This is a genomic window from Pseudonocardia sp. EC080619-01 (genome assembly GCF_001420995.1).
In the GTDB taxonomy this organism is placed as follows: Bacteria; Actinomycetota; Actinomycetes; order Mycobacteriales; family Pseudonocardiaceae; genus Pseudonocardia.
In genome coordinates this window covers 1,625,826-1,646,674 of sequence record NZ_CP012184.1, presented here as the reverse complement: position 1 = coordinate 1,646,674, position 20,849 = coordinate 1,625,826, and the positions used below count along the sequence as shown (strand labels likewise).

General features: G+C 74.7%; 19 protein-coding genes. 11 read left to right on the top strand and 8 right to left on the bottom strand.

The features are described 5' to 3' along the window. Positions 1–107: 107 nt before the first annotated feature. The 3 genes from AD017_RS07560 to AD017_RS07550 form a co-directional block, all read right to left on the bottom strand. Positions 108–1,376: an FAD-dependent monooxygenase gene (locus AD017_RS07560; RefSeq protein WP_060573723.1), complete on the bottom strand. Its 1,269-nt coding sequence runs from the start codon at positions 1,374–1,376 to the stop codon at positions 108–110. A 161-nt stretch (positions 1,377–1,537) separates the two neighbouring features. Then, entirely contained in the window at positions 1,538–2,050 is a 513-nt protein-coding gene (locus AD017_RS07555) for a MarR family winged helix-turn-helix transcriptional regulator (RefSeq protein ID WP_060573721.1), read from the bottom strand. An 82-nt stretch (positions 2,051–2,132) separates the two neighbouring features. Continuing rightward, positions 2,133–2,726 (bottom strand): TetR/AcrR family transcriptional regulator, encoded by a 594-nt coding sequence (locus tag AD017_RS07550; protein WP_010223919.1) that lies wholly within the window; start codon positions 2,724–2,726, stop codon positions 2,133–2,135. A gap of 172 nt (positions 2,727–2,898) precedes the next feature. Here AD017_RS07550 and AD017_RS07545 point away from each other — a divergent pair, with 172 nt between their 5' ends. Next, the gene (locus AD017_RS07545; protein WP_060573719.1) at positions 2,899–3,822 is read left to right on the top strand and encodes an SDR family NAD(P)-dependent oxidoreductase; all 924 of its coding nucleotides are present in this window, start codon (positions 2,899–2,901) and stop codon (positions 3,820–3,822) included. 1 nt (position 3,823) lies between these two features. On the opposite strand, the gene AD017_RS07540 is transcribed toward AD017_RS07545, so the two are convergent. After that, positions 3,824–5,458: a glycoside hydrolase family 13 protein gene (locus tag AD017_RS07540; protein ID WP_060573717.1), complete on the bottom strand. Its 1,635-nt coding sequence runs from the start codon at positions 5,456–5,458 to the stop codon at positions 3,824–3,826. A 48-nt stretch (positions 5,459–5,506) separates the two neighbouring features. Between AD017_RS07540 and AD017_RS07535 the strand changes: the two genes are divergently transcribed. Next, complete coding sequence (locus AD017_RS07535) at positions 5,507–6,541, top strand: LacI family DNA-binding transcriptional regulator (RefSeq protein WP_060573715.1); 1,035 nt, start codon at positions 5,507–5,509, stop codon at positions 6,539–6,541. Here AD017_RS07535 and AD017_RS07530 read toward each other — a convergent pair. Then, positions 6,515–8,551, bottom strand: coding sequence for a copper-translocating P-type ATPase (locus tag AD017_RS07530; protein WP_060576284.1), 2,037 nt, complete (start codon positions 8,549–8,551; stop codon positions 6,515–6,517). The genes AD017_RS07535 and AD017_RS07530 overlap by 27 nt on opposite strands. 129 nt (positions 8,552–8,680) lie before the next feature. Here AD017_RS07530 and AD017_RS36105 point away from each other — a divergent pair, with 129 nt between their 5' ends. From AD017_RS36105 to AD017_RS07500, 6 genes are read left to right on the top strand one after another with little or no spacing between them, the layout of a single operon-like run. Continuing rightward, positions 8,681–10,078 carry an NUDIX hydrolase gene (locus tag AD017_RS36105; RefSeq protein WP_060573713.1) on the top strand — a complete coding sequence of 466 codons (1,398 nt, stop codon included), beginning with the start codon at positions 8,681–8,683 and terminating at the stop codon, positions 10,076–10,078. Then, positions 10,075–11,868: an ABC transporter ATP-binding protein gene (locus tag AD017_RS07520; RefSeq protein WP_060573711.1), complete on the top strand. Its 1,794-nt coding sequence runs from the start codon at positions 10,075–10,077 to the stop codon at positions 11,866–11,868. The genes AD017_RS36105 and AD017_RS07520 overlap by 4 nt, the downstream gene beginning before the upstream one ends. A 24-nt stretch (positions 11,869–11,892) precedes the next feature. Continuing rightward, positions 11,893–12,111 (top strand): hypothetical protein, encoded by a 219-nt coding sequence (locus tag AD017_RS07515; RefSeq protein WP_010227438.1) that lies wholly within the window; start codon positions 11,893–11,895, stop codon positions 12,109–12,111. A 27-nt stretch (positions 12,112–12,138) separates the two neighbouring features. Beyond that, complete coding sequence (locus tag AD017_RS07510; RefSeq protein WP_010227440.1) at positions 12,139–12,510, top strand: cupin domain-containing protein; 372 nt, start codon at positions 12,139–12,141, stop codon at positions 12,508–12,510. Beyond that, entirely contained in the window at positions 12,491–12,820 is a 330-nt protein-coding gene (locus AD017_RS07505) for an META domain-containing protein (RefSeq protein ID WP_075314005.1), read from the top strand. The genes AD017_RS07510 and AD017_RS07505 overlap by 20 nt, the downstream gene beginning before the upstream one ends. Before the next feature lie 38 nt (positions 12,821–12,858). After that, entirely contained in the window at positions 12,859–13,275 is a 417-nt protein-coding gene (locus AD017_RS07500; RefSeq protein WP_060573707.1) for an META domain-containing protein, read from the top strand. A 16-nt stretch (positions 13,276–13,291) separates the two neighbouring features. Here the strand turns inward: AD017_RS07500 and AD017_RS07495 are convergent, their stop codons facing one another. Further along, entirely contained in the window at positions 13,292–14,065 is a 774-nt protein-coding gene (locus AD017_RS07495) for an alpha/beta hydrolase family protein (protein ID WP_010225261.1), read from the bottom strand. A gap of 134 nt (positions 14,066–14,199) precedes the next feature. Here AD017_RS07495 and AD017_RS07490 point away from each other — a divergent pair, with 134 nt between their 5' ends. The 3 genes from AD017_RS07490 (at position 14,200) to AD017_RS07480 (ending at position 17,711) form a co-directional block, all read left to right on the top strand. Beyond that, a complete protein-coding gene (locus AD017_RS07490) occupies positions 14,200–15,405 on the top strand; it encodes a macrolide family glycosyltransferase (RefSeq protein WP_010225259.1) in 1,206 nt (401 codons plus the stop codon). Between the two features lie 125 nt (positions 15,406–15,530). Next, entirely contained in the window at positions 15,531–17,036 is a 1,506-nt protein-coding gene (locus tag AD017_RS07485) for an alpha/beta hydrolase (protein ID WP_227012687.1), read from the top strand. Positions 17,037–17,120: 84 nt separating this feature from the next. Further along, the gene (locus AD017_RS07480) at positions 17,121–17,711 is read left to right on the top strand and encodes a hypothetical protein (RefSeq protein ID WP_060573703.1); all 591 of its coding nucleotides are present in this window, start codon (positions 17,121–17,123) and stop codon (positions 17,709–17,711) included. Here AD017_RS07480 and boxB read toward each other — a convergent pair. Then, on the bottom strand, positions 17,668–19,080 hold the full coding sequence (gene boxB / locus AD017_RS07475) for a benzoyl-CoA 2,3-epoxidase subunit BoxB (RefSeq protein ID WP_010225253.1): 1,413 nt from the start codon (positions 19,078–19,080) through the stop codon (positions 17,668–17,670). The two genes, AD017_RS07480 and boxB, sit on opposite strands and share 44 nt — an antisense overlap. Positions 19,081–19,084: 4 nt before the next feature. Then, a complete protein-coding gene (boxC, locus tag AD017_RS07470) occupies positions 19,085–20,794 on the bottom strand; it encodes a 2,3-epoxybenzoyl-CoA dihydrolase (RefSeq protein ID WP_060573700.1) in 1,710 nt (569 codons plus the stop codon). Positions 20,795–20,849: the final 55 nt, after the last annotated feature.

Sequence of the window (20,849 nt, the reverse complement as noted above, 5' to 3'; positions counted from 1 at the left end):
GGCCACCGATGATGAAGATCTTCCCCTGGACGTTCCACCGCCAGGGCAGGTCCTGGACGACCTGGTCTGCATGTCGGTACTCCTGTCGTGTGTGGCGGGAACGCAGCTCAGCGGGCGAACTGGTAGGTGATGGCCTCGTTGTCGGGATCGTGCAGCGGCGATCCGCGCCAGAGCCAGTCGTAGGAGACGTCGGACTCACCGTCGAAGCGGGCGAGCTTCTCGTCCCGCGCACGCTGCTCGGGGCCGTCGGGCAGGTGGTAGAAGGCCATGTTCTGCAGCGATGCGTCCTGCACCATCCCGGCGTGCTTGGCGCGGCGGTGCACGTAGCGGGTCAACGCGCCGTCCACACCGGACCGTCCGGCGGCGCCCAGCTCCTCGGCGAGCACCGCCGCGTCCTCCATCGCCTGGGAGGCGCCCTGGGCCTGGTAGGGGAGCATCGCGTGGCAGGCGTCACCGAGCAGGGCGACCCGGCCGTCGACCCACACCGGGTCCCGGCGGCGGCGGTAGAGGGCGAAGGCGGCGACGTCGTCCTTGGCCTTGGCCAGCATCGCCGGGACGCGGTCGTCCCAGTCGGAGAAGGCCTCGACCATCTCCTCGGCCGACGCCGGCGCCGTCCAGTCCCGCTCGACCCGGGGCGAACAGGGCACGATCGCGACGATGTTCAGGAACTCGCCCTGCCGCACCACGTAGTGCACGAGGTGCTTGTCCGGGCCGTACCAGATCGTCGAGTGGTAGCGGTCGACGAGGAAGCGGGTGGCCGGGTCGGCGGCGATCAGGTCGCCCGGGATCAGTGCCCGGTAGGCCATCTCGCCGGAGAAGACCAGGGAGTCGTCGAACCCGGCGAGGTCGCGGACGGACGACCGGATGCCGTCCGCGCCGACCACGACGTCACCGGCGAAGCGCTCGCCGCGGGCGGTGACGGCGACCGGCCTGGCGGCGTCGCCGCGGTCCAGCTCCACGACCTTCGCGTCGGTGTGCACGTCGACGACCGGCCCCGGGCCCTCCGGGTCGAGGCAGGCGTCGAGCAGGATCCGGTGCAGGTCGGCCCGGTGGTAGTGCCAGTAGGGCGCGCCGTAGGCGTCGACCACCGACCGCCCGAGCGGGAGCTGCGCGATGACGCTGCCGTCGGCCCAGCGCCGGCGGACCTGGTCCTGAGGTGCGGTGTGGATCCGCTCCATCTCGGCCCGCAGGCCGAGACCGATCAGCACCCGGCTGGCGTTCGGGGCGGTCTGGATCCCGGCCCCCACCTCCCCGAGCTGCGGAGCGGCCTCCAGCACGGTGACCCGGAAGCCCTGCTGGCGCAGGGCCAGCGCGGCGGTGAGCCCGCCCAGGCCGCCTCCGGCGACCGTGATCTCCAGGGACTGGCTGGGTGCCACGACGTACCTCCTCGCGTCCGGTGGGCCGCGTGGCGTCTGTGACGCAGCCCGCACGAGAAGTCATCCGAGCACGTACTATCCGGATACGCAAGAGTTTGGTCGAGGTGGAACCGGAACCGCAACGCGCGGTGACGTCCTGTTAACGAACGCCGGTCCGGCGGTCACTCCGGGTCGTCGAGCGGGTCGCGTTCCGCGACCGCCTCCCAGTGCGCGCCGAGGGTGTTGAGCAGGCCGGCGATCTCGCCGCGACGGTCCTCCGGGACGGCGGCGAGCAGTTCCTGGTCCAGCCGGCGGGTACGGCGGGTCACCTCCCCGAGCGCGGCGGCGCCGTCGTCGGTGAGGGACAGCAGCTTGCGGCGGGCGTCGCGCGGCGACTCGGTGCGCAGGATCAGGCCGCGGCGCTCCATCCGGCGGCAGACGTCGGCCATCGTCGAGGTGTCCAGTGCGACGGCGCCGGCGAGCGAGCTCTGGTCGGAGTCGGGGTAGGCGCGGATCGCGGACAGCACGGCGAACTGCGGCCCGGTGAGCACGGCGTCGACGTGCCGGTTCCAGGCGGCGAGATACGCCTGGTACATCCGGCGGGCGCCGTACCCGGGTGCGGCGACGAGGCTCGCGGGCGGGGCCGCGGTGACGGCCGGTCTCTGCTCGCGACGTCGCCGCAGCGGCTCGCCCATGGTCCCTCCGAGGCCGATCCGGACCCGGTGTCCGGAACCGTCCCGATCCTACGTGCCCGGACGATCACGCCCGGTGGTGGGCTCAGCGCGTGCGGAGGCCGTCGACCAGCAGGTCGAGCAGGCGTCCGGCCTGGCTCCGGCCCTCCGGGTCGGCGATCGCCATGCAGATCCCGCTGGTCCCGACCAGCACGTCCGCCGCGTCCACGTCGGACCGCAGCGTGCCGTCGGCGATGCCGGCCTCGTGCAGCGACCGCACCGCCTCGATCATCCGCTCGCGGCTCTGCGCGAACGGGTTGTGACCGCAGGCGACCAGCGCGTGCAGCGAGTCCGCCAGGTGCTTCTTGGTGATCACGTAGTCGACGAAGCGGTCCATCCACATCCGCAGCGCCTCGTCGGCGGGCAGTTCGGCGCGCAGCTCGCCCGCGGCCGTGCAGAGCCGGTCCAGCTCGTTGCGGTAGACGGCCTCGACCAGCGCGTCCCGGTTGGGGAAGTGCCGGTAGAGGGTCCCGATGCCGACGCCGGCGTCCTTCGCGATGCCGTCGAGCGTGGGTGCGGGGCCACCGGTGCTCTCCGCCGTGAACGCCCGGACCGCTGCGGCGAGCAGCAGTTCACGGTTGCGGGCGGCGTCGGCCCGCAGTGCGGGACGGGTGCCGGTGCCGCCGGTGCCGGTGGCCATGAGGTGCCTCCTCGAACGCGATCGACCCCACGATACGACTTGCAAAGCGGAGGACGCTCCGGATAGAGTTCCGAGTCATACGGAGAGTCCTCCGTTTCTTTGTCTCCCGGATACGCCACCGCGCAGTGCCGCCGATCGCCGCGTACCCCGGTGAACAGAAGGGATCACCCACATGTTCCTCCGGTCCACGACCACCCGATCCCCGATCGCCCCCGTCCCGCCCACCGCCGGCGAGGTCGTCCACGCCGGTCCCACCGCCGCCGATGTGCTCGACGGCGTCGACCTGACCGGGCGGCGCGCCGTCGTGACCGGCGCCGCGTCCGGCGTCGGCCTGGCGGCCGCCCGCGCCCTGGCCGCCGCCGGCGCCGAGGTCACCCTGGCCGTCCGCGACGCCGACGCCGGTACCGCCGCCCGCGCCGCGATCGTCGCCGAGACCGGCAACGAGCACGTCCTCGTCGGCGAGATCGACCTCGCCGACCAGCGTTCGATCGCCCGCTTCGTGCGGCTCTGGGACGGCCCGCTCCACATGCTCGTGCACGCCGCCGGTGTGGCGGGTGCACCGCTCACCCGGACCGTCGACGAGTGGGAGCTGCACCTCGCCGTCAACCACCTCGGCCCCGCCTCGCTGAGCGCGGGCCTGCACTGGGCCCTCACCGCGGTGGACGGTGCCCGGATCGTGCACGTCACCTCGTCCGCGCACCGGCTCGCGGAGTTCGATCTCGAGGACCCGCAGTTCATGTCCTCCCGGTACGACCGGGAGGAGGCCCACGCCCGGTCGCGGACCGCCGCGGTGCTGCACACCGTCGAGGCGGCCCGGCGCTGGTCCGGTGACGGGATCTCGGTCAACGCCGTGGACCCCGGCACCGACCCGGACGCCGGGGCCGCGACGATCGCCCTGCTCGCCGCGTCCCCGCTGGTGGGCGGGATCAGCGGCCGCTACTTCACCGACCTCGCCGAGGCCGGTCCCGCGGACCCGGTGACCGGGCGCGGGGTGGCCGCCCACGCCGTCGACCCGGTCGTCGCCCGCAGGGTCTGGCGCTGGACCGAGCGGTCCCTGCGCGAGATCTGGTTCTCCGGGCTGCCCGTGGTGGCCTGAGTCAGGCGGTGCGCAGCCAGACGGTGGTGTCGGCCGGGACCTCGCCGCGCGGGGTGAGCGGGCCGCTGGCCAGCATCACCTCGGCGTCCTCGGGCAGTGACACCGGCGCGGAGGACACGTTCACCAGTGCGGTGAACCCGCCATCGCCCTCGTCGGAGGTCCGGCTGAGCGCGAGGGTGCCCTCCGGCGAGTCCTGCCAGGTCAGGCTCCCGCCGCCGAGTGCCGGGTGCGCCCTGCGGATCGCCAGGGCGTCCCGGTACAGGTGCAGCACCGAGTCCGGGTCGGCCTCCTGGACGTCCGCCGCGTGCCGGGCGAAGACGTCGGGCTGGGGGAGCCAGGCGGGTCCCCCGAAGCCGAACCACGGTTCGCCGGCGGCCCAGGGCAGCGGGACGCGGCACCCGTCACGACCCCGCTTGGTGTGCCCGGACAGCACCCAGGTGGGGTCGTCGAGCTTCTCGACCGGGATGTCCTCGACCTCGGGCAGGCCGAACTCCTCGCCCTGGTAGAGGTACGCGGTGCCGGGCAGGGCGAGCATCAGCAGGGTCGCGGCCCGCGCCCGCCGCAGCCCGGTCTCCGGGTCGGCCGGGAGCTCGAGCACGTCGTCGAGGTTCCAGCCCCGGCCCGCCTCGGGCTTGCGGGCCAGCCGGCTCGGGTGCCGGCAGACGTCGTGGTTGGACAGCACCCAGGTCGCCGGAGCGCCGACCGCGGTGTTCTCGGCGATCGCGTCGTCGATGTTGCGGCGCAGGTCGTCGGCCAGCCAGGCCGCGGTCAGGAAGTTGAAGCCGAACGCGGTCTGCAGCTCGTCCGGGCGCAGGTAGCGCGCGAGCCGCACGGGGTCGGGCACCCACGCCTCGGCGACGAAGACCTTCGGCGGGTCGTAGGAGTCGGCGATCGCGCGCCACGACCGGTAGACCTCGTGCACGCCCTCGCGGTCGAGGTAGGGGTGGCCGCCGTCCTGGACGTCGTTGACGCCCGCCACGAGGTCCGGCAGGCCCGGCTCCTTGACCATCGAGTTGGCGACGTCGATCCGGAAGCCGTCGACGCCCCGGTCGAACCAGAACCGCAGCGTCTCCTCGAAGTCCGCGCGGACCTCGGGGTTCTCCCAGTCGACGTCGGGCTGCGTGACGTCGAACAGGTGCAGGTACCACTGCCCGTCCGGGACGCGCTCCCACGCCGGTCCACCGAACATCGACCGCCAGTTGTTCGGCGGCTCGTCGCCGCCGGGCCCGCGGCCGTCGCGGAACACGTAGCGGGCCCGCTCGGGGGAGCCCGGCGCGGCGTCGAGTGCGGCGCGGAACCACGCGTGCTGGTCGGAGTGGTGGTTGGGGACGATGTCGAGCAGCACCCGGATGCCGCGCCCGTGCGCCTCGGCGATCAGCGCCTCGGCCTGCGCGGTGTCGCCGAACATCGGGTTGATCGCCCGGTAGTCCGCGACGTCGTAGCCGCCGTCGGCCAGCGGCGACGGGTACCAGGGGTTGATCCAGATCGCGTCGACGCCGAGCCGCGCGAGGTGGTCGAGCTTCGCGCGGAGCCCGGTGATGTCGCCGGTGCCGTCGCCGTTCCCGTCGGCGAAGCTGCGGATGTAGACCTGGTAGACGACGGCGTTGCGCCACCAGTCGAGAGCGTGGGCGGTCATGTTTCATACTGTTGCACGCTGTTGCAACGCTGTCGAGGTCCGAGGAGGATGACCCCCGTGACGGACGAGCCGGTGCACGAGGTCGTCCGCCGGGTGGGTGTCCGGCGGGTGGCCCAGCTGGCCGGGGTGTCCCCGGCGACGGTCTCGCGCGCGCTGCGCGAGGGCACCCCGGTGTCCGACGAGACCCGGCAGCGGGTGCGGTCGGCCGCGGTCTCGCTCGGGTACCGGGCACCGGCCCGCCGTCTGACCGTGGCCGTGCTCGCCCGGTTCCCCACCCGCTGGTTCTTCGCCGAGGCCGTCGCCGGGGTCGAGTCCGTGCTGTCCGCCGAGGGACACGCCCTGCAGCTGCACAACGTCGGCGATCCCGCGGGGCGGGCGCACTTCTTCGCGACGCTCCCGGTGCGCGGACGGGTCGACGGCCTGATCGTCGTCGCGTCCGCCGTCGACGACGGGGAGCGGGCCGCGCTGGACGACCTCGGGGTCCCGGTCGTCGCCGTCGGCGACACGATGGCGGGCCGGCCGCGGATCGGGATCGACGACCGGGCCGGGGCCCGGGCGGCCGTCCGGCACCTGGTCGGGCTCGGCCACGACGGTGTCGCGCTGGTCTCGTTCGACCCGGACGAGGCGTGCGGCCGGGTCACCACCCGGGCCCGCCACGCCGGCTGGGCCGACGCGCTCGCCGAGTCCGGCCGCGCCCGCGGCCCGGTGCTGGAGGTGGGCGGTGACATCGAGGCCGGCGACACGGCGGCCGGGGCGCTGCTCTCGCTGCCCCGGCTGCCGACGGCGGTGTTCGCGATGGCCGACGAGGCGGCGCTCGGCCTGGTCCGCACGCTGCGCCGGGCCGGGGTGGACGTGCCCGGCCAGATCTCGGTGATCGGGTTCGACGACCACGAGATGGCCGCCGTCGCCGACCTGACGACCATCGGGCAGCCGGTCCGGCGGCAGGGGGAGCTGGCCGCGCGGGCGCTGCTCACCGCGCTCGGCGGCGCGGAGCCGGAGCGCGTCGAGCTGCCCACCCGGCTCGTCGTCCGCGGGACGACGGCGCCGCCGCGGTCCTCACCCGGCCAGCCGCTCGGGGCGTAGCTCGACCCGGCGGAGGAGCTGGGCGTTGAGCGCCACCACGATCGTCGAGAGGCTCATGAGCACCGCGCCGACCGCGGGCGGCAGCACGAACCCGACCGGAGCCAGCACGCCCGCGGCGAGCGGCACCGACACCAGGTTGTAGCCGGCCGCCCACCACAGGTTCTGCAGCATCTTCCGGTACCCGGTCCGGGACAGCTCGATCACCGACAGCACGCCGCGCGGGTCCGACGAGGCCAGGACGACGCCGGCGGAGGAGATCGCGACGTCGGTGCCCGCGCCGATCGCGACGCCCACGTCGGCCCGGGCCAGTGCGGGGGCGTCGTTGACGCCGTCCCCGACCATCGCGACGACCGCGCCGCGGTCCTGGAGCTCGGCGACCCGGTCGTCCTTGCCGTCCGGGAGGACCTCGGCGAACACCTCGTCGACGCCGAGGTCGACGCCGACCGCCTCGGCGACCGGCCGGGCGTCCCCGGTGACCATGACGACGCGGACGCCGCGGTCGTGCAGCGCACCGACGGCGGCGCGCGACTCGGGGCGGACCGTGTCGGCGAGCCCGATCGCGCCGGTCACCCCACCGCCCCCGCGCACCACGTACAGCACGGTGGCGCCGTCCCGGCTCCACGGGGCCGTCGTGGCGGCGACGCCGGCGGGGACCTCGATCCCCCGTTCGCGCAGCAGGGCCGGGCCGCCGACGGAGACCTCCGTGCCGTCGACGGTCGCGGTGACCCCGCGCCCGGTGTGCGCGCGGAACCCGTGCGCCTCCGGCACGACGAGCCCGCCGGCCGCGGAGACGACCGCACGGGCCAGCGGGTGCTCGCTGTCGGCCTCGACGGCCGCGGCCAGCGCGAGGGTGCCGTCCTCACCCGCGACGCCGACGACGTGCGGGGCGCCGGTGGTCAGCGTGCCGGTCTTGTCGAACAGCACGGTGTCGACGGTGCGGGTGCGCTCCAGCGCGAGCCGGTCGGTGACGAGGATCCCGGCGCGCGCGGCGCGGGCCGTCGAGATCGCGACGACCAGCGGGATCGCCAGGCCGAGCGCGTGCGGGCAGGCGATCACCAGCACCGTCACCGTGCGGGTCACGGCCCCGGGCAGGTCGCCGGCCAGCGTCCACGCCGCGAACGTCAGCACACCCGCGCCGGCGGCGAACCAGAACAGCAGCGCGGCCGCGCGGTCGGCGAGCGCCTGCGCGCGGGACCGGGACCCCGCCGCCCGCTCGACCAGCCGGCGGATGCCCGACAGCGCGGTGTCCTCGCCGACCGCGTCGACCCGTACGCGCAGTGACGAGTCGGTCGCGACGGTCCCGGCGACGACCCGGTCATCCCGTTCCCGCGGGACCGGCCGGGACTCGCCGGTGATCATCGACTCGTCGACCTCGGCGGAGCCGTCGACGACGGTGCCGTCGGCGGGGACCCGTCCGCCCGCCCGGACGAGCACGGTGTCGCCGACCGCGAGATCGGCGGGGGAGACGGACTCGGTGCCGCCGGCGGGCCCGATCCGCTCGGCGGTGTCGGGGAGCAGCGCGGCGAGGGCGTCGAGCGCTCCGGTGGCCTGGCCGAGCGCCCGCATCTCCAGCCAGTGGCCCAGGAGCATGATCACGACGAGGAGCGCCAGCTCCCACCAGAAGTCCAGGCCGCCGATGCCGAGCGAGCTGAGCAGGCTGGCCACGTAGGCGACGGTGATCGCCAGGCCGATCAGCAGCATCATGCCGGGCCGGCGCGTCCGGATCTCGGTGACGGCGCCGGTGAGGAACGGCCGTCCGCCCCAGAAGAAGATCACCGAGCCGAGGACCGGCGGGACCCACACCGACCATGCCGGCGGGGTGTAGCCGAACAGCATCCCGACCATCTCGCTGAACGCGACGACGGGGACGGCCAGGACCAGGGTGAGCGCGAAACGGTCCCGGAACATCGCGGCGTGGCCGCCGTGGCCGCCGTGGCCGCCGTGACCCTCGTGTGCGCCGTGACCCTCCTGGATGCCGTGCTGGTCGCCGGCCGCCGTTCCGCTCGTCATCGCCATCACCCTCCCGGATCGCCGGTCGCGTGCAACACCGATACCCCCCAGGGGTGTTCCACGGCGTCCGGGCGACGCTTAACCCGCACACAGCGTGCCGTTACCCGGCCGCCGGGCACCGTTCCTCGCGTGTCGACCTCCACCGCCGCCGCGCCCGCCGCGCCCGCGCACCCCGCCCCCGTGCATCCCGCCGCGCGACCCGGCTCCGCGGCCCTCGGGGAGCCGGCGGGAACCCCACCGGTCCGGGCGTTCCACGCCGGCCCGCCCGCCACCGGACCGCTGGCCCGGGCCCGGCTCGCCGGCAGCGCGGCGACGGCGGCCGCCTGGCTGCGGACCGTCGCCCGCTCCGGTGAGCCCGACCCGCCGTCGGTCGCCGCCGCGCTCGACGCACTCGGCACCCTGCGCACCGAGCTCCGCTCGCTGCGTCCGCTGCTCGACCGGGAGCACGCCGTCCGGTGCCGGGCCGCGACCGACGCACCCGCCCGTGACCTCGCCGCGCGGCACGACCTGGACGTCCGGATCGACCTGCTCGGCACCGTCGCCGGCGACGGCGAGGCACGGGCCCGCCGGGACGCGCTCCTGCGCCTGCGCCGCCGCTCCCCGCTCGTCGTGACCGGGGCCGGCCTCGACGGGTGCCTCGACGAGCTCGCGTCCGGCCGGATCCCGCTCCGCGACGGTGCCCCGCTCGGCGACCCCGGCCTGCCCGCGACCGTGCTGCTCCCGCCGCTGCTGCACCGGCGGTTCCGCAAGCTCACCCGCGACACCGACCCCCGCGACGCCGGCGCGGTCCACCGGCGCGCCGCCGAGCTGCGGATCGTGCTCGCCCTGGCGTCCGACGCGGGGCTCGGCGGCGATCCGGGGGCCCGGCACCGCTCCGGGCCCGCCGTCGTCGCCGCGGTCGCCGGCGACCTGCAGGACCGGGCCGCCACGGCGCTGCTGGCCGGCACCGCCGCGACCCTGTTCGCCGGCACCGCCGTGACGGCCGCCGACCTCCCACCGGGGCCCGCCCGGGACGCGCTGCTCGCCACCGGCCCACCCGGGCTCGCCGGACCGCTCGCCGACCTGGCCGCGCTGCGGGACCTGCTGCCCGTCGACACGACCGGCCCGGCCCGGCGCGCCGCGGGCGGTGTCGTCCTGCGGTCCGGCCCGGACGGTCCCGAGGTGCTGCTCGTGCACCGGACCCGGCGCGGTGACTGGTCGCTGCCGAAGGGGGCGGTGGAGCCGGGCGAGGCCGACGTCGACGCGGCGCTGCGCGAGGTGCGGGAGGAGACCGGCCTGCGCTGCCGGGCCGGAGCCGAGGTGACGGGCGTCCGCTACCGGGACCGCAACCGCCGCGCCAAACAGGTCCGGTACTGGCTGATGACCCCGCTCACCGGGGCGACCGGCCGCCCGGACCCGGCCGAGGTCGACGGCGTGGCCTGGGTGCCGCTGCGGGACGCGGCCGGGCGGCTGACCCGGGAGCGCGACCGCGTCGTCGTGGCGGGGGTGGCGGCCGAGCACGCCCCGCCGGGGCGGGTGACCCGGTGACCGCGGTGCTGTGGCGGTTCCGGGACCTGCTGGTCCCGCACCGCCGCCGGCTCGCCGCGGGCGGGCTGCTGACGGTCGTCGCCGCCGGGCTGGCGCTGCTGCTGCCGTGGCCGCTGGCCGTCGTCGTCGACGCGGTGCTCGGCGGGGCGGGGGTGCCGGACCTGCTGGAGCCCGTCGCCGCCGTGACCGGGACCGGTGCCGGCCTGGCCGCGGCGTGCGCGCTGGCGCTGTGCCTGGCCGCGGCCGCGGGGGCCGCCGCGACCTACGGGGCGGAACGGGTGCTCGCCGGGGTCGGGGAGCGGCTGCTGGCCGACCTGCGGCACCGGCTGTTCGTGCACCTGCAGGCGCTGCCGCTGCGCTACCACGACGGTCAGCGCGTCGGCGACCTCGGCAACCGGCTCACCGCCGACACCTCGACGGTGCAGTCGCTGCTGGTGGCGGTGCTGTCGGTGCTGCTGCCGAACGCGACGCTGCTGGTCGGGATCGTCGCGGTGACCCTGGTGGTGGACCCGGCGTTCGCGCTGCTGTCCCTGGCCGTGGGGCCGGCGCTCTACGCCGTCCTCGTGCACTACCGGGTGATCATCAAGTCCTGGGCGTCGGTCGCCCGCGCCGCGGAGGGCCGGGTCGCCGCGCACGCCGTCGAGTCGCTCGGCGCGATCCGGCTGGTGAAGACGTTCGCCGGCGAGGCCCGCTCGGAGTCCCGCTTCCGCGGGCACGGCCGCGAGCGGATGGCGGCCGGCCTGCACCGGGTCGACCACGCCGCCCGGCTGCCCGCCGTCGTCGACGTGCTGGTCCACACCGGACGCGCGGTGGTGCTGCTGGCCGGCTCGCTGCGGGTGCTCGACGGGTCGATGGACCTCGGGGTCCTGCTGGTGTTCCTCACCTACAACGAGCGGCTCTACCAGCCCGTCCGGCAGCTCGCGAAGCTGCAGACGACGATCAGCAAGGGGCAGGCGTCCGCGGACCGGATCTGCGAGGTCCTCGACACCGTCCCGGACGTCGCCGACGCACCCGGTGCCCGCCCGCTGCCCCGGCTGCGGGGACACGTCGAGCTGCGCGGCGTCCGGTTCGGCTACGACCCGGCGCACCCGGTGCTGCACGACGTGTCGATCGTCGCCCGGCCGGGCGAGACCGTCGCGCTGGCCGGGCCCACCGGCGCGGGCAAGTCCACGGTCGGCGGCCTGGTCCTGCGGCTGCACGACGTCGACGCCGGTGCCGTGCTGCTCGACGGGCACGACGTCCGCACCGTCACCGGCCGCTCCCTGCGGGACCAGGTCGCGGTCGTCCCGCAGGACCCGGTGCTGCTCTCCGGGACGATCCTCGACAACATCCGCTTCGGCGCCCCGTACGCGACCCGCGCGCAGCTGATCGAGGCCGGCCGCGCCGCGCACGTCGACGAGTTCGCCGAGCGCCTCCCGGACGGCTGGGACACCGTGCTCACCGAGCGCGGGACGACGCTGTCGGGCGGGCAGCGCCAGCGCGTCGCGATCGCCCGCGCGCTGGCCCGCGACGCGCCGGTCGTCATCCTCGACGAGCCGACCTCCGGGCTCGACGCCGTGTCCGAGTCCCTGGTCATGGCCGGTCTGGAACGGCTGACGGCCGGTCGCACCGTGATCGTCGTCGCGCACCGGCTGTCGACGCTGCAGTCCGCGGACCGCATCCACGTCCTCGACCGCGGACGGGTGGTGCAGTCCGGCACGCACGCCGAGCTCGCCGCCGCCGACGGCCTGTTCCGCCGGATGCACCGCCTCCTGACCGACGACGACCGTCGGGGGTCCGTGCTTTCCTGACGGGTGACACCCGGGAGGTGGGCCGTGGTCAGGGTCGAGGGGCACTGGCGGAACCGCAGCTGGGTCCGCACGCACTACCGGCACCCGCTGCGGCCCGAGCCGGACCAGACGGGGCTGGTGTTCCCGCGGGCGCGGATGGTCCGGATCGACCTGTCCGTCCACGGCGGACCGTTCCCGGCGGAGCCGGTGGACCGGCGTCCCGGGCCGGCGCTGCCCGCACCGCGGCCGCCCCGTGACGGCTGACCCGGACCACGTGACGAGGATGGGGCCATGCCGAACCTGATCGAGAACGCGAGCCGGGTCACCGCCGCAGGCACCCCGCCGAAGACCATCGACGAGCACGTCGGCCGGGTGAACACCGGCACCGACCGGGTCTCGCTGGCGCACATGCGCAGCCCGTCCGGCTGGGCCGAGCCCGGCCAGACCCCCGAGTTCGACGAGTACACCCTCGTCCTGCGCGGGGAGCTGCGCGTCGAGCACGCGGGCGGCGAGCTCACCGTGGCCGCCGGCCAGGCCGTGCACACCACCCCGGGCGAGTGGGTCCGCTACAGCTCGCCCGGCCCGGAGGGCGCCGAGTACGTCGCCGTCTGCCTGCCCGCCTTCGAGCTCGGTGCCGCGCACCGTGACGACGACGCCGGCTGACCTGACCGGCCGCTGGGTCCCGGCCGACGGCACCGCGCAGGGCCGGGCGTTCGCCGAGCTCGCCGACGGCGGCGGCTGGACCGGCTCCGACGGCTGCAACCGGCTGCGCGGCACCTGGTCGGCCGGTCCCGGCGGCGCCTTCGCCGGGACCTGCGGGCCCACCACCCGGATGGCCTGCGAGAACGTCCCGATCGGGCGGTGGTTCGAGTGCGCGGCGACGGCCGTCGTGGAGCGTGACGTCCTGGTCCTGCGCGACGGCGCGGGCACCGAGCTCGCCCGCATGGTCCGCGGGGGTGCGCCCGGCCGGTGAACCGCGGTAGAGGTGGGAGCCGACGGAGGAGAGGAACCATGACCGCACGGATGCTGCTCGGACCGGCGCTGCTGGTCGTGCTGGTGCTCGCCGGCTGCGCCGACGCCGCCGCCGGCCCGTCCGGCGCCGCCCCCGGCCCCCGCCCCGCGGCCGCGGGCGACCTGCTGGGCCGCTGGTACCCCGCCGACGGCACCGCGCAGGGCCGGGCGTTCGCCGAGTTCGCCGACGGCGGCGCCTGGACGGGGTCCGACGGCTGCAACGGCCAGAGCGGCACCTGGGCGGTGGGCCCCGGCGGCGCCGTCACCGGCACCTCCGGGATGAGCACGATGATCGCCTGCGAGAACGTGCCGGTCGCCCGCTGGATCGCCGAGGCCGACCGCGCCGAGATCGACGGCACCGATCTCGTCCTGCACGGCGGCTACGGCACCGCCCGCCTGGTCCGCGACCTGCCCTGACGGGGAGCGGCCCGGGTCACCGCGGGAGCGGCAGCCAGTCCAGGACGTCCCGGATCCGGGCGTCCCAGTAGGACCACTCGTGCCCGCCGGGCCCGTCGTGGCCGGTCACGTCGATCCCGGCGGCGCGGGCGTGCCGGGTGAACCGCTCCGCGTGCGGGTGCAGCGGGTCCTCGGTGCCCGCGCAGACGTACAGCGGGGGAGCGGCCGCGGGCAGGCGGTCGACCAGCGTGAACAGGTCGTCGCCGGTGCCCGTCACCGGGTCCCCGCCGAAGATCCGGTCCCAGATCCGCGGGTCCTCCTCCCGCGGCGGGCCCTGGATCAGCGCGCCGATGTCCAGCACCCCCGACAGCGACGCGGCGGCGCCGAACCGGCCGGGATCGCGCAGCGCCCAGCCCAGCGCGCCGTAGCCGCCCATCGACAGGCCCGCCACGAACGTCCGGTCCGGGTCGCCGGACACCCGGAAGAACCGGCCGACCAGCTCGGGGAGCTCCTGCTCGATCCACGTCCGGTACCGGCCGCCGTAGGCCTGGTCGGTGTAGAAGCTGCGGTGCACCTGCGGCATGACGACGGCCAGCCCGAGCTCGTCGGCGTAGCGCTCGATCGCGGTGTAGCGGGTCCACGCCGTGTCGTCGTCGGACAGTCCGTGCAGCAGGTAGAGCACCGGGGGCGGCGCGCCGGGATCGCGGACGCCGGCGCCGATCCGGGTGCGCGACGGCTGCGGCAGCAGGACGGTGATCGACGTGGCCAGACCGAGGGAGTCGGCGACGACGTCGCAGCGCAGCCGGGCCACTACGCGCCGGCCGCCGGGGCCGGGGCCGGCCCGCGCAGGAGATCCACGGGCGGTGATCCTCGCCGGGGCCGGGCGGCGCGGTCAAGGAACCCGGCTGCGCGACGGCACCGGCGCGGGGGAGGATCGGTGGTGCCATGAGCCACGTCCTGATGTCCACCGTCGCCGCGCACGGCCACGTCCACCCCAACCTGCCGGTGATGGCGGAGCTGGTCGCCCGCGGGCACCGCGTCACCTACCCGGTTCCCGAGCGTTTCGCCGACGCGGTCTCCGCCACCGGTGCGACCGCGCTGCGGATCCGCACCGACCTGCCCGACCCGGCTCGCGGCGAGCAGTGGCCCGAGGGCGGGGTCGAGGCGATGCGGCTGTTCTCCGGCGAGGCCCGTTCCGCTTACGAGCAGATCGCCGACGCGCTGCAGTACGAGCACCCCGACGTCGTCTGCTACGACGGCAGCGGATGGGCCGGGCACGCGCTCTCCCGGGTGTGGGGGCTGCCCCGGGTGGAGCTCGCCCCGCACATGGTCGCCTGGGACGGGTTCTCCGAGGACATGGCCGACGCCTTCGCGTTCCTCGACGCCCCCGAGGGGCTGGCGTGGCGTGCCGAGCTGGACGCCTGGCTGGCCGAGGTCGGCGCCGGCGTCGGGAACCGGGAGTTCCTGGGCCGCCCGGACCGGTCGGTCGTGCTGATCCCGGAGGCCATGCAGCCGCACGCGGACCGCGTCGACCGGGAGCGCTACACCTTCGTCGGGCCGGTCATCGGCGACCGCTCGCACCAGGGGCTCTGGCCGAAGCCGCGGAACCCGCTGCTGCTGGTCTCGCTCGGCTCCGCCTACAACGACCGGCCACGGTTCTGGCGCGACTGCATCGCGGCGATGCACGGGACCGGGTGGACGACGGTGCTCGCGACCGGCCCGCACGTCGACCGCGCCGACCTCGGCGAGATCCCCGGCGACGTCGTCGTCCGGGAGTGGGTGCCGCAGCTCGCGGTGCTCGCGCAGGCGTCGGCGTTCGTGACGCACGCCGGGATGGGCGGCTGCTCGGAGGGGCTCTGGCACGGCGTCCCGATGGTCGCCGTGCCGCAGGCCGTCGACCAGTTCGGCAACGCGGACGTGATCGCCGGGCTCGGCGTCGGCGAGCACCTGCCTGCCGGCGAGGTCACCCCGGAGAGCCTGCGGGAGGCGGTGCTGCGGGTGTCGTCGTCGGAGGACGTGGCACGGCGCTGCGCCGAGCAGAAGGCCGTCGCCCGGGCCGCGGGCGGCGCGGCGCAGGCGGCCGACGTGATCGAGTCGCTGCTGCCCCGGGCGCGCTGCGCCGGCTGCACCGGTGGCCTCTGCGGCCGTTGACGGCAACCCCGCTCATCCGATCGTGTCGCCGCCCGGCGTGGTGATTGTGAGCTGAGCGTTGCGAATGGCAACGTCACCGCTCTCGGTCGGGGGACGGGCACCGGGTGCCCGGAGAGGTGGGGTCGGTGCGCAGGACGCTCGTGTCACTCGTCGTCGCGATGGGGGTGGCCGTCGGCACCGCCACGCCCGCGGTCGCGGCCCCGGCCGCACCGGCCATCGCGTGGGGCCCGTGCAGCACCCCGTCCCTGACGACGGCCGGCGCCGAGTGCGGCTTCCTGACCGTCCCGCTCGACCACGCCGACCCCGGCGGGGAGACGGTCCAGCTCGCGGTCTCCCGGGTCCGGCACACCGTGCCGCAGGACCGCTACCAGGGCGTCGTCCTCGTGAACCCGGGCGGACCCGGTGGGCCCGGGGTCGGGCTGAGCCGGCTCGGCTCGGCCGTCCCGAAGGACGCGGGCGCGGCCTACGACTGGATCGGCTTCGACCCGCGCGGCGTCGGCGAGAGCAGGCCCGCCCTCAGCTGCGATCCCGGCTACGGCGGCTACGCCCGCCCCGACTACCGCCCCGAGCACGGCGCCGAGGCGGCCTGGCTGCCCCGGGTGAAGGCGTACGCCCGGGCCTGCGCCGAGAAGGGCGGGGAGCTGCTGGAGCACCTGCGCACTGAGGACACGGTGCGTGACATGGACCTCCTCCGGCAGGCACTCGGCGCCGAACAGATCAACTACTACGGCTTCTCCTACGGCACGTACCTCGGGCAGGTCTACGCGAGCACGTTCCCGGACCGGGTCCGCCGGATGGTGCTCGACGGCGTCATCGACCCGCGGGACTGGTGGTACCAGGGCAACCTCAACCAGGACGTCGCGTTCGAGCGCAACATCGGCGCGTTCTTCGACTGGGTCGCGAAGAACGACGCCACCTACCACCTCGGCACCACCGGCGACGCCGTCGAGAAGCGGTACTACGACCTGCGCGAGCAGTTCCGGACGAGGCCGGCCGGCGGTCGGATCGGCTCGTCGGAGTGGACCGACATCTTCCTGCGCGCCGGGTACAACGTCGGGGAGTACACGACGGTCGCCGAGGCGTTCGTCGCAGGCACCCGTGGCGACGCCGTGGCCCTCACCGCCGCCTTCGGGCAGGCCGGGTCGCCGACCGACGACAACAACTACGCCGTCTACCTCGCCACCCAGTGCACCGACGCCCCGTTCCCGCAGGACTGGGACACCTGGCGGCGCGACAACACGGAGACCGACGCGACGGCGCCGTTCGAGACCTGGGGCAACGCCTGGTACAACGCGCCCTGCCGGGACTGGCCGGTGCCGCCCGGACCGGCCGCGACGGTCGAGGGGACCCTCGACCAGGGACCGCTGCTGATCTCCGAGACCTACGACGGCGCCACCCCGTACGAGGGTGCGCTGCAGGCGCGCCGGACGTTCCCCGGGTCGTCGCTGATCGAGGGCGTCGGCGGGCACACCCACTCGGCGTCGCTGTCCGGGGTGTCGTGTGTGGACGACCGGGTGGCCGACTACCTGCTCACCGGTGCCCTGCCGGACCGGGTGGCGGGGGACCGGTCGGACGTGCAGTGCCCGGCCGTGGCACCGCCGGACCCGGGGGCGGGACCCGCCGGGGGCTGACGCCGGCCCGGAGCCCCGGGTCCGTGGCCGCGCGGCGCCACCGGATCACCCGCATCCTGGACCGATGCGACGACGGCGCGCGACGTGACGGGCGGACTCGACCCGATCGACGACGTCCTCGTCCCGGCCGGGGCCCTGCTGACCCTGGTCACGACCGTCGGCACCGTCCACTGGCTCAAGGGCAAGCGCCGCATCGCCCTGCTCGCACCGCTGTCGGTCGTCTCGGTGATCGGCATCGTCGGCGTCGCCCGGGTCGCGAAGCCGGACTCGCCGTGGGCGCGCTGGCGCTACTCGGCGGACCGCCTGGGCCAGGCGCGGATCCGGTACGGCGGCACCGCGGACGACACCCCGGCACACCGCTGGGAACCACCCGCCACCGCGGCGTTCGGCGTCGTCCTCGCCGGGATCGTGGCCGGGGTGCCGTTCGGCGCGGTGACCTCCCTGGTGGGCGGTGTGATCCTCGCGCACGCGCTGCTGGCGTCGGCCGGGCGGCCGGCGTCCCTCACGGTCTGCACGGCGACGGCCGGGGCGGCCGCCGCCGGCGAGGTGGTGACGGTGCTGCTGGCGCGGGGGAGCGTCCCCGGGGCGGCGACGACACTCGTCGTCGCCGCCGGGGTCGCCCTGCTGCACCTCAGGCGAAGTGCACGTACTCGTACTCGAACGGCTTCCCGTTGATCCCGTTCGACGGCGGCGCGATCCAGCCGGCGATCTTCCCGGGCTCGTAGACGGGCCGCATCAGGTTCTGGACGTGCGTGCGGTCGGCGTCCGTCGGCAGCCAGCCGTCCTTGCGGGCCTCCCACGCGTCCGAGCTGACGAGATCGCCCTTCGGCGTCACGTGGTGCCCGGAGAACAGCCCGACCTCGCGGTTGAAGCCGACGTGCGGCAGGTACACGCGCCCGTCGAAGCCGTTCTTCTCGAGGATCCGGTTCCAGCGCTTCAGCCCGGACCGGCAGTCCTTCACGTACTCGTTGCGCAGGTCCAGGTTCAGCGCGAGCAGGGCCGGGACCTGGTCGGTGACCACCGCGCCGTCGTGCACCTGCTCCATGTCGTAGCCGTCATCGGTGAGGAGGTGGTCGTCGTGGCGGCGCTCCTCCTGCCAGCGGCCCTTGAGGCCGGCGGTGAAGTAGTTGGCCGCGTTCGTCGACTGCTCGGACCCGAACAGGTCCAGCGACACCGAGTAGTGGAAGTTGATGTACTTCTGGATCACGTCCAGCGGGACGCCGCCGTGCGGGGCGATGTCGGCGGTGTCGTGCTCGCGCATCAGCTCGCAGGTCCGCTGGATCACGCGGTCGATGCCGGTGGTGCCCACGAACATGTGGTGGGCCTCCTCCTTGAGCATGAACTCGCAGGTCCGCGACAGCGGGTCGAACGCCGACTCCTTCAGCGTGCCGAGCTGGTACTTGCCGTCCCGGTCGGTGAAGTAGGTGAACATGTAGAAGCTGAGCCAGTCCGGCGTCTCCTCGTTGAACGCGCCGAGGATCCGCGGGCTGTCCAGGTCGCCGGAGTTGCGGTGCAGCAGCGCCTCCGCCTCCTCGCGGCCGTTGCGGCCGAAGTAGGCGTGCAGCAGGTACACCATCGCCCAGAGGTGCCGGCCCTCCTCGACGTTGACCTGGAACAGGTTCCGCAGGTCGTAGAGGCTGGGCGCGGTCTCCCCGAGGCGGCGCTGCTGCTCCACCGACGCCGGCTCGGTGTCGCCCTGGATGACGATCAGCCGCTGCAGGTCGGCGCGGTACTCGCCGGGCACCTGCTGCCACACCGGCTCGCCGCGGTTCTCGCCGAACGCGATCCGCCGGTCGTCCCCGCGCTCGGCGAGGAACACGCCCCAGCGGTACTCCTCCATCGCGACGTGGCCGAACTGCGCCCAGCCCTCCTTGCCGACGTCGACGGCGGTGCGCAGGTAGACGTCCTGGGTCGGCACGGCCGGGCCCATCGTCTTCCACCAGTTGATGAAGTTCGGCTGCCACGACTCCAGCGCCCGCTGCAGCTTCCGGTCGCCGGCGAGGTCGACGTTGTTCGGGATCTTCTCGGTGTAGTCGATCGACATTGCTTCACACCCGCTTGCGGTCGAAGTCGGCCCTGCGGCCCGTCCCGTACTTGCGCAGTGCGCCCTCCGGTCCGGAGGCGTTCGGGCGCACGAAGATCCAGTTCTGCCAGGCGGTGAGCCGTCCGAAGATGCGGCTCTCCATCGTCTCCGGCCCGACGAAGCGGTGGTTGGCCTCCATCCCCGTCAGGGCGTCGGGGGACAGCGAGGCCCGCTCCTCGAGCATGATCCGGACCTCGTCGTCCCAGTCGATGTCGTCCGGGGCGTCGGTGACCAGGCCGAGCTCCAGCGCCTCGCGCGCCTCGATCCGCCGGCCCACCTCCTGCCGGAGCTTGGCGACGTGGTCGTCGTCGCCGTGGAACCGCGAGCCCAGCCGGGTCACGCCGTTGCCCATCGGGAACGTCCCGAAGTTCGACGCCGTGAGCATGATCTGGGCCTCGTCCTGCTGCTCCGAGTCGTCCTCGTCGAGCGTGCCGTCCAGCATGTACTGCCGGTCGCAGGCCAGGGCCAGCTCCAGCAGCGCCCCGGCGAAGCAGGAGCCGGGCTCGATCAGCGCGATCAGCGAGCGCGAGGTCACGTCGAGCCGCTTGAGGGTGCGCTTGAAGTAGTGCCGGATCTCGTTGACCAGCCAGTCCGACGACGAGTACTCCTCGATGACCTTCTCGAAGGCCAGCGCGTCCTCGACGTCGCCGCGGGTCCGGACGATCCAGGTGCCCAGCTCCAGCTCGTTGCTGCGCAGCCGGAGGACCAGGTCGTCGAGCTGGCGGGTCACGGCCAGCGGCCAGAAGTCCGCGCCCAGCTCGTAGACCCGCTCCAGCGACGACGGCACGCCGCCGTCCGGCCCGTCGACGGTGATCTCGACCAGCCCGCGGTCGCGGTCGAACTCCGCGCGGACGTGCGGGTAGAAGATCCCCTCGTCGTTCTCGGTGCGCTGCAGCGGCGGCAGCTCGATCCCCGCGCCGCCGGGCAGCCGGGACGACGCCGCGGCGGCCGCGTCGGCCCGCTCCCGGACCGTCTCGTCCCACTTCCGCTTCGGGATCACCTCGTCGACGAGCTTCCACTCGACGGCCTGCTTCCCGCCGAAGCCCTCGGACCTGGTGGCGAAGACGTCGGCGCGGTCCTTGCGGACCTTCCGCTTGTCGGTGACCCGGGTCAGGCCGCCGGTGCCGGGCAGCACGCCGAGCAGCGGGACCTCGGGCAGCGCGACCGTCGACGAGTTGTCGTCGATCAGCAGGATGTCCTCGCAGGCCAGCGCCATCTCGTAGCCGCCACCGGCGGCGGTGCCGTTGAGGGCGGCGATCCAGCGCTGGCCGGAGTGCTCGGTGGCGTCCTCGATGCCGTTGCGGGTCTCGTTGGTGAACTTGCAGAAGTTCACCTTCCACGGGTGCGGCGACCCGGCGAGCATCCGGATGTTCGCCCCGGCGCAGAAGTTGCGGTCGCGTCCGCTGGTCAGCACCACGGCCTTCACACCGGGGTGGGTGAAGCGGAGCCGCTGGGTGATGTCGTGGAGCTCGATGTCGACGCCGAGGTCGTACGAGTTCATCTTCAGCTCGTAGCCGGGGACGAGACCGCCGTCCTCGTCGACGTCGAGCTTCACCCGGGCGACGGCCGGGTTCTCCGGGTCGATCTCCAGCTGCCAGTGCCGGTACGTCGACGGGTCCCGGTCGAAGTCGACGGCGGGGGACCCGGCATCGGTGGTGGGGCCGGCATCGCTCATGGGACGGGCGCCTCCTCGCGTCGTCGCGGTGGTTCAAAGGCTACAACAAGACGAC